At 59.2% G+C, this 13203-nt stretch carries 14 protein-coding genes; 6 read left to right on the forward strand and 8 right to left on the reverse strand.

The window, feature by feature from the left end:
- Positions 1-5 precede the first annotated feature (5 nt).
- From DIT71_RS09895 to DIT71_RS09920, 6 genes are all read right to left on the reverse strand, one after another.
- Positions 6-194 carry a Trm112 family protein gene (locus DIT71_RS09895; RefSeq protein ID WP_114613059.1) on the reverse strand — a complete coding sequence of 63 codons (189 nt, stop codon included), beginning with the start codon at positions 192-194 and terminating at the stop codon, positions 6-8.
- Positions 187-1215, reverse strand: a complete 1029-nt coding sequence (gene lpxK, locus DIT71_RS09900) for a tetraacyldisaccharide 4'-kinase (RefSeq protein WP_114613060.1) — start codon at positions 1213-1215, stop codon at positions 187-189. Before lpxK ends, DIT71_RS09895 begins: the two co-directional genes overlap by 8 nt.
- A complete protein-coding gene (msbA, locus tag DIT71_RS09905; RefSeq protein ID WP_114613061.1) occupies positions 1212-2987 on the reverse strand; it encodes a lipid A export permease/ATP-binding protein MsbA in 1776 nt (591 codons plus the stop codon). The genes lpxK and msbA overlap by 4 nt, the downstream gene beginning before the upstream one ends.
- Positions 2984-3406 carry an ExbD/TolR family protein gene (locus DIT71_RS09910; protein ID WP_114613062.1) on the reverse strand — a complete coding sequence of 141 codons (423 nt, stop codon included), beginning with the start codon at positions 3404-3406 and terminating at the stop codon, positions 2984-2986. The genes msbA and DIT71_RS09910 overlap by 4 nt, the downstream gene beginning before the upstream one ends.
- 5 nt (positions 3407-3411) lie before the next feature.
- The gene (locus tag DIT71_RS09915) at positions 3412-4038 is read right to left on the reverse strand and encodes a MotA/TolQ/ExbB proton channel family protein (protein WP_114613063.1); all 627 of its coding nucleotides are present in this window, start codon (positions 4036-4038) and stop codon (positions 3412-3414) included.
- A gap of 93 nt (positions 4039-4131) precedes the next feature.
- Entirely contained in the window at positions 4132-6525 is a 2394-nt protein-coding gene (locus DIT71_RS09920) for a DNA internalization-related competence protein ComEC/Rec2 (protein WP_227538050.1), read from the reverse strand.
- Positions 6526-6605: 80 nt separating this feature from the next.
- On the opposite strand from DIT71_RS09920, the gene DIT71_RS09925 reads away from it, so the two are divergent.
- Complete coding sequence (locus DIT71_RS09925; RefSeq protein WP_114613065.1) at positions 6606-7166, forward strand: DUF2062 domain-containing protein; 561 nt, start codon at positions 6606-6608, stop codon at positions 7164-7166.
- Here DIT71_RS09925 and DIT71_RS09930 read toward each other — a convergent pair.
- Together DIT71_RS09930 and DIT71_RS09935 are read right to left on the reverse strand one after the other, a co-directional pair.
- Entirely contained in the window at positions 7154-7864 is a 711-nt protein-coding gene (locus DIT71_RS09930) for an ABC transporter ATP-binding protein (protein WP_114613066.1), read from the reverse strand. The genes DIT71_RS09925 and DIT71_RS09930 overlap by 13 nt on opposite strands.
- The gene (locus DIT71_RS09935; protein ID WP_114613067.1) at positions 7857-9098 is read right to left on the reverse strand and encodes a lipoprotein-releasing ABC transporter permease subunit; all 1242 of its coding nucleotides are present in this window, start codon (positions 9096-9098) and stop codon (positions 7857-7859) included. Before DIT71_RS09935 ends, DIT71_RS09930 begins: the two co-directional genes overlap by 8 nt.
- A gap of 114 nt (positions 9099-9212) precedes the next feature.
- Between DIT71_RS09935 and DIT71_RS09940 the strand changes: the two genes are divergently transcribed.
- The 5 genes from DIT71_RS09940 (at position 9213) to DIT71_RS09960 (ending at position 13201) form a co-directional block, all read left to right on the forward strand.
- Positions 9213-9800, forward strand: a complete 588-nt coding sequence (locus DIT71_RS09940) for a PilZ domain-containing protein (RefSeq protein WP_114613068.1) — start codon at positions 9213-9215, stop codon at positions 9798-9800.
- A 123-nt stretch (positions 9801-9923) separates the two neighbouring features.
- On the forward strand, positions 9924-10232 hold the full coding sequence (locus tag DIT71_RS09945; protein WP_114613069.1) for a hypothetical protein: 309 nt from the start codon (positions 9924-9926) through the stop codon (positions 10230-10232).
- Between the two features lie 95 nt (positions 10233-10327).
- A complete protein-coding gene (locus DIT71_RS09950; protein ID WP_114613070.1) occupies positions 10328-11362 on the forward strand; it encodes an agmatine deiminase family protein in 1035 nt (344 codons plus the stop codon).
- Entirely contained in the window at positions 11359-12282 is a 924-nt protein-coding gene (locus tag DIT71_RS09955; protein WP_114613071.1) for a carbon-nitrogen hydrolase, read from the forward strand. Before DIT71_RS09950 ends, DIT71_RS09955 begins: the two co-directional genes overlap by 4 nt.
- A gap of 7 nt (positions 12283-12289) precedes the next feature.
- Positions 12290-13201, forward strand: coding sequence for an AAA family ATPase (locus tag DIT71_RS09960; RefSeq protein WP_114613072.1), 912 nt, complete (start codon positions 12290-12292; stop codon positions 13199-13201).
- Positions 13202-13203: the final 2 nt, after the last annotated feature.

A 13203-nucleotide genomic window follows, 5' to 3' on the forward strand; every position in this document is an offset into this window, starting at 1 on the left:
TCCCGTCAGCGTTTATGCAGGCGCTCATCGGTGGTCAGGGTGCGAGCCTCGGTAGCCAGCATAACCGGAATACCTTCCCGAATCGGAAAGGCCATTGCATCCTGATAGCAGATCAGTTCGGTCTTGTCCTCATTGATTTTGAGGTCTCCCTTGCAAACCGGGCATGCCAGCAGGGCCATCAGTTTCTTATCCATGGTGTGTTCTCACAGTTTCGTTGGAATCCAGTGTTTGATAACAGTGATTGACGCTGGCTATAAATGCCTCTCTGAACGGCTCCGGAAGCCGGGCTTTGACGACCAGGGCCCAGGCATTGTCAGGGGCAAATCCACGGCACTTGACGGCATCCTTCGCTGTCATTACCAGCCACTCACCGGCCTCTGCCTGCAGATCTTCCGGGGTAAACCGGTGATGATCCGGCAGGGCACGGGACCGGACCTGCGCCCCCAAGCTTGTCAGTGTATCGAAAAAACGCGACGGGTTGCCGATTCCCGCTACGGCCCTAACCGGCTGGCCCTGGAGCCGGTCGGGTGAGAGGGTGTCACCGGAAACCAGGTTGCGCAGCTCGGTTGCAGCCAGGGTCATGGTGAACTGATGTTGGTGTTCAATCTCGTCCAGACGACCACCATTGGTAATGACATAATCGACGGAGTTCAATCTTTCCTGGGGCTCGCGCAGCGGCCCCACGGGAATCAGGGCCCCATTACCCAGACCGCGGGCAGCGTCAAACACCGCCAGTTCGATATCTCTGGGAAGCCGGTAGTGCTGGAGTCCGTCATCACACACCAGGATGTCACCCAGCTTTTGCTCGAGGGCCCAGAGTGCGCCGCGTTTCCGATCGGGATCAACCACCACCGGGCAACCAGACTCCGCGGCCAGCATCACCGGCTCGTCGCCTGCCACCTCAGGGTCCGTTTCCCCGTTGACCTGCAATGGATAATGATACGCTTTGCCACCATAACCGCGGCTCAGAATAACCGGCTGCCAGCCATGCTCCTGCAACAGTGCCGTGAGCGCCCCAGTCAGAGGCGACTTGCCGGTGCCACCGGCGGTGATATTTCCCACCACCACGACCGGCACCGGTATTTTCTCGTCCCGGGCCTGCCATGCCCGGCGGCGCCGGCTTTCGGCAATAGCGCGGTAAAGCCAGGCCAGCGGGTACAGTGGCCACAGCGGGCGCTTGCCGCCATACCACAGCCGGTCCACCAGCGTGCTCATGCCTGCTCGCTGAATTGCATCTGATGGAGCTGGGCGTAGGCTCCGCCTTTGGCAAGCAGCTCCTCGTGTCGGCCGGATTCGATAATCATCCCGCCGTCCATCACCAGAATGCGATCCGCCTTTTCGATGGTGGAGAGGCGGTGGGCGATGATCAGCGTGGTTCTGCCCTGCATGACAATGTCCATGGCTTCCTGTATGTGCCGTTCAGACTCGGTATCGAGGGCCGAGGTAGCCTCGTCGAGAATCAGCACCGGTGCGTCTTTCAGCAGTGCCCGGGCGATGGCGAGACGCTGGCGCTGGCCGCCGGAGAGCATCACGCCGTTATCACCGATCATGGTGTCCAGGCCTTCCGGCATGCGCTCGATAAACTCCATTGCATGGGCCTTGGTGGCAGCATCAATAATCTGCTCACGGCTATGATGGCGGAGGGCACCATAGGCGATATTGGCGGCAATGGTGTCGTTAAACAGCACCACGTTCTGGGTCACCAGCGCGATCTGGGCCCGCAGCGCTTCCAGGGAGAAGTCCTTCAGGGAGTGGCCATCCAGCCGGATATCGCCGCCGGTGTATTCATAGAATCTCGGCAGCAGACTGACCATGGTGGATTTACCGCTGCCTGAGCGCCCTACCAGTGCCACACTCTGGCCGGCCGGAATACTCAGGGTGATGCCTTTGAGCACATCTTCCAGCTGGTCCCGATAACGGAAACACACGTTATCGAACTCGATATTGCCATCGACCCGCTCGGGGGCATAGGTGCCCGGATCATGCTCCGGTTCCTCGTCCATGGTGCCGAATACGTCATGGGCTGCAGCCACACCTTTCTGGATCTTGGCATGCACCGACGTCACCTGGCGAATGGGTTTGGCCATGGTGGTTGCGGCGGTAATAAAGGCGACCAGTTGTCCCGTGCTCATTTCCCCGCGGATTTCCGGAGCGAGCATGGTCCACACCAGCGCAGCGATGGCAATGGCCACCAGAACCTGAATAATCGGAATGCTGATGGCCTGGGTCGAGGCCATTTTCAGGCTTTGCTGGAGATTTTTTTCGCTCACCTTGCGGAAGCGATCCCGCTCGTAGTGCTCACCACCAAAGGTGCGCACCACCCGGTAGCCACTGATGGACTCTGACGCCACATGGGTAATGTCACCCATGGAACCCTGGATCCGCTTGCTGATCTTGCGGAACCGCTTGCTCGCATAGCTGACCACCAGGGCAATCAGGGGCCCTACCGCCACGAACACCAGCGTGAGCTTCCAGTTGGTGTAGATCATGAAACCCAGCAGACCCAGGATCGTCAGCCCCTCCCGGAGCGTGATCGTCACTGCGTTCGTGGTGGCTTCGGCAACCTGCTCGACGTTAAAGGTAAGTTTGGAAACCAGGCGGCCCGAGGCATTCTCGTCAAAATACCGCGAAGGCAGGTTCAGCAGCCGGTCAAAAACCTGCTTGCGCAGGGCATTGATAACATTTCGCCCGACATAGCTGATGAAATACTGGCTCATAAAGGTACCCACACCACGAAAGGCAAAGACAGCCACAATGAGCAGGGTCAGCTGTATACGGTTTTCATCGGTGGGGTTCTCCAGCGCAGTGATAACGTATTCCATCGCCGCGGCCATGCCCGTAGATGCCGCTGCGTAGATGACGTTGCCCACCACCGCCAGAGAGAACGCCAGCCAGAAGGGTTTTACATAGGCCAGCAGACGCTTGTAGGTCGCCCAGTTGGTGGCGGGCTGCTTGACGGGGTCGGCTGTGGAGTTGGATTCGCTCACGGCGCTGGCGCCTCACGCTCGGTGGTGATGCTGAGTTTGGCAAAGCCGAGACGACCGGCAACATCCATGGCCCGAACCACAAACTCATGGGGCGTGCGGGCGTCAGCGGTAATAATGAAAGGCAGAGATGTATCATCACCGGCAAGCTCGCTCACGGCACGCTGCAGGGTTTCCCGGCGGTTGTTCACGAGTGTCCGGTCATTGAGAATGTACTGCCCCTCGGCATTGATCACCACGTCAATCAGTGTCGCTTCGGATTCAGACCTCTCGCCGTTGGCTTCCGGCAGTTCGATATTAAGATGGCTCTCACGGGTGAACGTGGTGGAAACCATAAAGAATATCAGCAGCAGGAAGACCACATCGATCAGTGGCGTCAGGTCGACCCCGACTTCCTGACTTCTCTGGCGCTTGAACTTCACGGTGTTCAGGCTCCTTCCACGTCGATTTCGCGGTCGCCGTGCACCACCTCAACCAGCTTGATGGCTTCCTGCTCCATGCCCACCACGAGCTCATCAACGCGGCGGATAAAGTAACGGTGGAAGATAAGGGCCGGAATAGCCACGGTGAGACCCGATGCCGTGGTAATCAGAGCCTCGGAAATACCCCCCGCCAGATTACCGGCATCGCCGACCCCGGCGAGCTGGATTTCGGCAAACACCTTGATCATGCCGATAACGGTTCCGAGCAGACCCAGCAGCGGGGCGATCGTCGCAACGGTACCCAGCGGATTGAGAAAGCGTTCCAGATCATGGATGACCTGGCTGGCCTCGTGTTCAATGCTTTCTTTCATGATCTCACGACCATGTTTTGCATTCATCAGGCCACCGGCCAGGATACGGCCCAGGGGAGACGATGCCTGCAACGCCTTGAGCTTGCGCCCGTTAAGCTCTTTTTTCTTTATCCAGCGCCACAACTCGTTAATGGTGTGCTGTGGTGTCACCCTGGACGGTCTGAGTGTCCAGAAACGCTCGAGAATGATGGCTAGGGCAAGAATGGAACAGGCAAGAATCGGCACCATGAGGATGCCACCGGCTTTCAAAAGCTCGAACACGCTTGGTCTCCCTGATTGTTGGCAAGCCGCGCTACTTTAGCATAGCTGCCGGCGGAGGCCACACCCGCAATGTCACGGTTTTTATACGCAACATCAGCGGGTTTCCGGTTTGCGTATCCAGAAGGGCACCCCTGCCCTGGCCTCGGTAACTGCCACTCCGGATTCTTGCAATTCCACTCGCACAGCCCCGGATGTGGCCGTGTTCAGCAAGCGGCTACCGCTGGCCAGGTACCGGCCCACCACATCCGGATGAGGATGTCCGAAACGGTGGCGGTATCCCGCACTGACAAGCACAAGATCTGGTGCCATCTCGCGCACCCATTGCTCTGATGAAGAGGTTTTACTGCCATGATGAGGCGCCAGAACAACACGGAAAGCGGCAGATTCATGTCTCCGATCTGCTGTGAAACTGCCCTCTACCTGCCGCGTGATGTCTCCGGACAGGATCACTTCTGCAGCCGCTGAGGCAGAGCGGATGGTCACCACGCAGGAGGCGTCATTGCCCTCGACGTCAGCGGGACTTCGCCAGAAAGAAACCGCAAGGCTGGCTATTTCCCGGACACCGTATCCAGTACAGGATTCCACAGCCACAGCGGAGGAGTCCGGCAACATGCTGGCCACGCGCTCGGGCTCGCCAGTGACCACCTGCCCCACCTCAAAGCTGTCAAACAACAGCGGCAACCCGCCGGCGTGATCACCATCGCCATGACTGATGACCAGCGTATCGATGCGGCGAACCCCCAGTGCTCTGAGATTGGGGACCAGCACCGAATCAACCGCGGAGTAGACCCCTTTCAGCGCCGGGCCGGTATCGTAAAGCAGCACCCGATCCTGATCCCGCACCATCACGGAAAGCCCCTGGCCGACGTCCCATACCCAGAGCTCCGGAACGTCCACCGGGGTATTCTGATTATCGCCGGCAGGGGCATCTACGAGCGCCAACGTCAGCCCCACCGCGGCCAGGCCAACCATGGCCAGGCGACATGCCCGAAAGGGCACCAGCAGCCCAACCATGACGACAACAGCCAGTAGCAGAAGTGCCCCCGGGCCAGGAGTCGGCAGCACCAGCTGCGCATCAGCCAACCAGGCCAGGCCCTGCCAGAGCATCCCCAAAACCAGATCGAAAACGCCGACGATGAGGTCATCAGCCACCGGCGAGATCATCATTACCAGAGCTCCGACGGCCAGAACCGGCATAACCACCAGCGATACCCAGGGAATAGCTACCAGGTTGGCGACAAAGCCAATCACAACCTGGGACTGACCAAGAACCTCGAGAATCGGCCACAGCGCGGCAAACACGGCCAACTGGGCCAGCAATAGGCCCTGGAGCCAACCGGCCTGTCGCAAACGGAAACTGAAAAGCAGCACCAGAACCGACACCGCACCGAACGACAGCCAGAAACCCTGATCGAGGGGTGAAAACGGATCGCTCAGCAGCACCAGGACCAGCGCCCCCAGCAGTCCGGTGAGGACTCCGGTTCTCCGTGCACCCAGAACCATCCAGCCGGCGATGATGACCATAATCAACGCCCGCCGGGTAGGCACTGAAAAACCGGCAGCAAGGGCATAGGCGAGGCTGGCGGTGGAAACACACAAAAAGACCAGCCCCCGCAACCTGCCCGGCGATATCCGGCCCTGGGGCATGCAGAGCAGCAGCCGTCTGCAGACAAAGCCCGCGCCTGCGGCGATCAACCCCAGATGCAGCCCCGAAATAGCCACCAGATGGATGGTGCCGGTGGCCTTTAGGACGTCCCAGTGCCGGGGTTCCATATGGCCGCGGTAACCGATCATCAGCGAGGCAATGAGTGGAAAATGCCGGGCACGGGAGAGTCGTTCCGATGTCGCAATCACCAGGTCGTTGCGCCAGCGGTGATAGCGACAACCGAGCCGGCAGTCAAAACTGCGGTCGGGGGCCAGGTCACGGATAGTACCGGTGGCGCCAAACCCCTTGCGGTAGAGCCAGGTTTCGTAGCGGAAGCCCACAGGATTGACAGAGCCATGGGGTCGTTTCAGCACGACCCTGAGCTTCAGCCGATGGGGAGTGCTGGTTGTTGCCGCATCGCCGTACCAGGCAAGCCGAATCTTCTGCGGCATCGCAGGTGGCGCCGCGGCTTTGGAGCGCCCCGGCAAATGCCACCGCTCGACACAGAAAGCAAAACGGACGCTGCGGTAACTGCCCGTGGAGGGAACGTCGCAGAGATAGCCGGAAACCTCCAGCACCCTCCCCTCCAGGGCAGCGGGAAGCGTGGACTGCTGGCGGGTGTCAGCATGCCAGGCTGACCAGAGCATGCCGATAAATCCTCCTGCAGCCAGCGCGGCTGCAACTTTCGGCCATCGCGACGTCGCCGTCATCAAGGTGAGGCACGGAATCGCCAGCATGGCAATCAGCCAGTGCAGAGGTGGTAAGACCGCAAGGCTATACAGTAAGATAACGCCGCAGGCGAAGCCTGCGAGGCCAACCCTGGCCAAAAAACTTCCGGACAATCCTTGTCCTCCTGATAGTTGATCCTCTCCGGGCAACGCACATCCCCGGAATCATCGTCCTGAGCAGGCAGAACTTCCCGATGCCAAAGAAGTTCATGAAACGATACCTACCATCGCCGGAAAGGGTGCGCGCCATTGAGTCGCTGCACTTCCTTGGCGATATCCTTCATGAACCCAACCTGTGGCACATCAATCGGCACAGTGTTGCCCGCGCATTCCTTGTTGGCATTTTCCTGGCCTTCATCCCCATGCCGTTCCAGATGCTAGCCGCAGCCTTTTTCGCCATCTGGTTCAACGCCAACCTGCCACTGTCCGTGGTACTGGTGTGGATCAGCAACCCGGTGACCATGCCCCCCATGTTCTACTTCAACTACAAAATCGGGGCCTGGATTCTTGACCGACCGGTGCTCAATTTCGACTTCCAGTTATCCTGGTCCTGGCTCAGTGGCCGCCTTCTGGATATCGGCATCCCCCTTTATCTGGGGTCACTTCTTGTAGCTACCCTGTCAGCGTGCCTTGCCTATCTGGTAATTCAGTTCCTGTGGCGCCGCAAGGTGCGCTCTGACTGGCAGGAGCGGCAAATATTCCGTCTCCGGAATCGTCGGCTGGCCCGGCGGAACAGCAACCGTCAAAGTTCCTGAAACAGCTGCCCCTGCTCCAGCCGCAACACCCGACCCAGGCTTTTGGCCATTCGCATATCATGGGTCACCAGAACAAAGGCAATGCCAATCTGGTCCCGCAGTGATTCGATGAGGTCACGAACCCCATCCCCGGTCTGCTCATCGAGATTGCCAGTCGGCTCATCCATCAGCACGCATTCGGGCTCGTTCACCAATGCCCGGGCAATGGCGACCCGCTGCCGCTCGCCTCCGGAAAGTTCACCCGGCTTGTGCGCCAGCCGGTGACTAAGCCCGACCCGCTCCAAGATGGCGCTCGCCTTGGCAGACGCCGGCTTGACTCCAAGCCCTCCCAGGGCGCAGGGCATCATCACATTCTCCAGTGCCGAGAACTCAGGCAACAAATGGTGGAACTGATAGACAAAGCCCAAGTGGCGGTTCCGGAAGCGCGCACGGCCGGCCTCGTTCATGCGATGGATATCCTGGCCACAAATGTCTATATGGCCGGAGGACGGCTTATCCAGTCCACCCAGGAGATTCAGCAGGGTTGTTTTTCCGGCACCACTGCTGCCAACAATACCCACGGATTCCCCAGCCGAGACCCTCAGGGAAATATCCGAGAAAATAGTAAGCTTGCCAGGCCCTTCGTTGTAGGTTCGGGTGACCTTTTCACAGTCAATGACCAGCGCTTTATCACGGTTCATGGTTGCTGACTCACTCATAACGCAAAGCCTCCGCCGGGTCGACGCGAGAGGCACGCCATGCCGGATAAATCGTTGCCAGCAGGCTCAGCGCAAGGCCGGCCCCGCTGATAATCCAGACATCCTGCCATTGCAGCTGGGACGGCAGATAGCTGATGAAGTACACGTCGGCACTGAGGAACTGGTGCCCCATGAAGGCCTCCAGCCAGGCGATAAACCCACTGATGTTATAGGCGCCAAACACGCCAAGGGCCGTTCCCACCAGAGTACCGGTGATACCGATCACAGCACCCTGGACTATAAAGATCCGCATGATTCTGCCGGGGGTGGCACCCATGGTGCGCAGAATGGCAATGTCAGCGGTTTTATCGGTAACCACCATCACCAGAGTGGAGACGATGTTGAAGGCGGCGACGGCGACGATAAACATCAGCAGCAGACCGATCATGGTTTTCTCCATGCGGATGGCCTGGAACAGGTTGCCGTGGGTTCGCGTCCAGTCGGAAATATAGTGGCGACCACTGAGGCCGGTGGCAACATCCCTGGCCACCCGCGGTGCCTGGAACAGATCGTCTACCAGCAGCCGCACGCCCTCAGCCTTGCCGCCGGTACGCATAAGTTTGGCGGCATCATCCATATGCACAAGGGTGTAGTTGCCGTCCAGCTCCGCCCCGACGCTGAACACGCCCTTGACCGTGAAACGCTTGAGTCGCGGCAATACGCCCGCCGGCGTCACCGACGCTTCCGGCAACACCACGGTTACCAGGTCACCAACCTGCAGCCGGAGCGCGGACGCCATCAGCTTGCCGATGATAATCCCGAATTCCCCCGACTTCAGGTCATCCAGATCGCCCTCGATCATGTGATTCTCGATGATCGATACACTTCGCTCCTGCTCCGGCAGGATGCCATTGAGCATGACGCCGCGGACATCGCCGCCGCCGGTCACCATACCCTGTCCCTGGATATAGGGGGCCGCGGCGATCACCGACGGATGTTGTTCAACCTGGCGGTCGACCTCTTCCCAATCCTGCAGCACACCATCGGCCTGAATGGTGGCATGGGGTACCATCCCCAGAATGCGCTGTTTCAGTTCGCGGTCGAAACCATTCATCACCGAAAGCACGATGATCAGCACCGCAACACCGAGCATCAGCCCGATCATGGAAGTGAGTGATATGAATGAAATAAAGTGGTTACGTCGTTTGGCCGCGGTATACCGTAAACCGACATACAGTGATAGGGGTCTGAACATTGAGAGGAGCCTGTCGCTACCTTATGGTCTGTCAAAATTCCCGCCGCGATACGGGCCGGCAGGAAGCTGCTAAACTTCCAGGAATAAACAATAATACCGCGTTCCGGAGTTCCAATGCCCGCTTCCACACCCCCTGACAACCCGGTAGAGGTCTCTTCTGATCGCAGGGACTTTTTCCGTATCAGAGACCACGTCGGCCTGGAAATCCGCAAGCTCGCCCCGGACAACGCGAGCAAAGAGAATCCCTTCAACGGTAGCCACCTGGAAAGCCTCCGATCGGAGTTCAAACGCCTTGATCAGGACGTGCGGGCACAACTGGCCACTCTGGCGGAGCGGGATCGCCTGCTGACCTCATTGATCAAGTCACTCAACGGCAAGCTGGACACGCTGGCGCGCATTATGGCCTTTGAGCAAAATCCGTTGCAACCTGAAGACTGGCAGGACGTCACACTCAGCGAAGGCGGGCTCTCTTTCCACACTCTGACCAACAGCTTCGAAACCGGTCAGATTCTTGCCTTGAGAATGACTCTGCCACCGGAGCTGTTTCAGCCGGTTGCCATTGCACAGGTCCTCAGCGTTGAACCTGACGGCAGCGGGGGTGCCACGGTTCATACGGAGTTCAGCGACATCCATGACAGTGACCGCCAGCAAATTGCCCGCCATGTGATGCGCTGGCAGATCCGGCAACGACAAAAACAATAAACTGTCCACAAATCACCGAATCAGGGCTGACTTTTGTTAGTCTTTGTCAGATATTACGTTTTATCAATGTCCGGTCGTTAGCCTGCTGAACCGGACCGCACAATGCCAGGGAGCAAGCCACTGATGAACAAACGCACATTAAAAGCAGTCTGTGCCGCCACTACACTCGCCGCGCTGGCGATGGGACCTGTCACCAAGGTTGCTGCCGAAGAAATTCGGGTCCCTCTGGCGTCCAAGGCCGAGCGTAGCACCCAGCAAGACCTGCCCCGCACCGGCATGGCCCAGTCAAGCGTTCGCAATGGCTGGGGAAGCCCCCGGCAAACCACCGGCCCGGTGGGTAATCCACCTATTTCCCAATGGCATTACGAGGACTTTGTCGTGTATTTTGAGGACGACCGGGTGATTCATGCCGTGCTGAAACCCCAACGTTGAAAAAACGTTCAATTATGTCCTGACGCAACCCCACCTGTTCGTTAGAATGTCGGCTTTTGCATAAAGGTGTTCGCAACTTGACTTCCAGACCTGTGATGCCCGCAGAGTGGGCACCCCAAAGTGCCGTAATGCTGACCTGGCCCCATCCGGGAACCGACTGGAGCGATGTGCTCGACGAGGTTGAGCCGGTGTTCCTGGACATTGCCCGTACCGTGCTCCGTTTCGAGCATGTTGTGCTCAGCTGTGAACACGTGGTTCGCCTGCAGGAGCTGGAGCGCGAGCTTAACGGCTACGCGCAGCAACATGGGCTGCCGGGCCGTGTTATCGCGGTGCCGGCTCCTGCCAACGATACCTGGGCGCGGGATCACGGCCCAATCGCGGTGTCCGGGGCAAACGGTCCCGAGTTGCTGGACTTTCGTTTCAATGCCTGGGGCGGAAAGTTCCCCTGGGAAAAAGACGATGCGCTCAACCGTCACCTGGCAAATTTCGGCAGCTTCGGCACCACCCCGCTGGTGCCAGTGGAGTTTGTCCTTGAAGGCGGCTCCATCGAATCGGATGGCCAGGGAACCCTGCTCACTACCAGCGAATGCCTGTTGACCCCGTCCCGGAACCCAACCATGGACCGTGCTGCCATAGAGCATCTGATGGGCGAAACCCTGGGTACCCATCGCATTCTGTGGCTCAACCATGGTTATCTGGCCGGTGACGACACCGATAGTCATATCGACACCCTGGCGCGCTTCTGTGCGACGGACCATATCTGTTATGTCAGCTGCTCCGATGTCAGTGATGAACACTACAGCGCACTGGCCGCGATGGAGGAGGAGCTGCAACAGTTTCACCAGGCCAACGGCCAGGCTTATCGGCTCACGCCATTACCCTGGCCAGACGCCATTTATGGTGACGATGGTGAGCGCCTGCCGGCTACCTATGCCAATTTCCTGATCATCAACGGTGCCGTTCTGGTGCCGGTCTACGGCGTGTCCCAGGATGAGGAAGCCCTGGAAATTCTGGCAGGCGTTTTTCCCGACCGGCAGGTTATCCCGGTGAATTGTCGCCCGCTGATCAGGCAACACGGCAGCCTTCATTGCGTCACCATGCAGATACCCGCAGGAGTCGTGCAGGCATGAGCCAGTCAATCCCCTCCGGTGACCTGACCATTGCCGCCATCCAGCAGCACTGCAGCGCTGACAAGGACACCAGCCTGGCCACCAGTGAGCGACTTGTGCGGCAGGCGGCCAAAGACGGTGCGCAACTGGTCATTCTGCAGGAACTGCACGCCACCCTGTACTTCTGCCAGACTGAAGACACCTCGGTGTTTGAACTGGCCGAGCCCATACCTGGTCCCACCAGCGACCGGCTGTCTGCGCTGGCAGCAGAGCTCGGAATTGTTCTGGTGGGATCCATATTCGAACGTCGGATGAATGGCGTCTACCACAACACCGCCGTGGTGATTGAGCGGGACGGAGGCATCGCAGGCCTATACCGCAAGATGCACATACCCGATGATCCGGGGTTCTATGAGAAATTCTATTTCACCCCAGGCGACGCCAGTTTTAACGACGGTCGCAGCGGGTTCACCCCCATCGACACCTCGGTGGGACGCCTGGGTGTTCTGGTATGCTGGGATCAGTGGTATCCAGAAGCCGCCCGCCTGATGGCCCTGGCCGGTGCCGAGTTACTGATCTACCCCACCGCCATTGGCTGGGATGTCACTGACGACCCCGAGGAACAGGCCCGCCAGCTGGAGGCCTGGGTGACGGTTCAGCGCGGCCATGCCGTGGCCAACAATCTGCCGGTTATCGCCCCCAACCGTGTCGGCACCGAGCCCGACCCCTCCGCACAGTCCGACGGCATCCGTTTCTGGGGCAACAGCTTTATCTGCGGCCCCCAGGGAGAATTCCTGGCCCGAGCCGACGATCACTCCGAAACCATACTGTCCACGACCATTAACCGCTCACGCAGTGAATCGATCCGGCGCATCTGGCCGTATTTCAGGGATCGTCGAATCGACGCCTATGGCGACATTCTCAAGCGGGTAAGGGACTGAGCAGGGCATGAAGAAACTGACGGATACGGTGATCCGCGAGCTCAACACCATACTTCTGGGCAAAGACCACCAGGTACGCCTGGCACTGTGCGGCCTTCTGGCACGTGGACATCTTCTCATCGAAGATATCCCGGGCATGGGTAAAACCACCCTTTCCCATGCCCTGGCCCGGGTCATGGGCCTTAGCTACCAGCGCATCCAGTTCACAAACGATCTGCTCCCGGCCGACGTCCTGGGTTTTTCCATGTACGACAAGGAAGCCAATAGGCTGGTGTTCCATCGCGGCCCGATCTTTGCCCAGGTGGTCCTTGCTGACGAGATCAACCGTGCCTCTCCCAGAACCCAGAGCGCGTTGCTGGAAGCCATGGAAGAGCGCCAGGTATCCATTGAAGGGGAAACCCGGCCGTTACCGCACCCCTTCTTTGTAATCGCCACCCAGAACCCCATCGAACAGGGCGGCACCTACCCGCTTCCGGAATCCCAGCTCGACCGATTCCTGATGCGCATCCGGCTGGGCTATCCGGATCCGCGCGCTGAGCGTGAACTGCTGGAGGGGGAGGACCGCCGCTCGATGACCGATCGCCTGCAGCCACTGCTCTGTGCCAAGGACCTGCAAACCCTTCAGGATGCTGTTAACCGGGTCACCACCAGCCCCGCGCTGCTGGACTATGTACAACGATTACTGGACCAGAGCCGCCGCATGCCAGGGCTGCTCTACGGCCTGTCGCCCCGAGCCGGCCTCGGGCTGGTGCGTGCCGCCAGGGCCTGGGCCCTGATGGACGGGCGCCATCACGTACTGCCGGATGACATCCAGGCCGTATTTCCCGCAGTTGCAGAACACCGCCTTGAACAGGGAGAATCCGGAAAGAGCGCTGAACGCATCAGGCAACTTCTGACCTCCGTATCTGTCATTGAATAAAT

This window comes from Marinobacter vulgaris, assembly GCF_003344045.1.
GTDB classification, from domain to species: domain Bacteria; phylum Pseudomonadota; class Gammaproteobacteria; order Pseudomonadales; family Oleiphilaceae; genus Marinobacter; species Marinobacter vulgaris.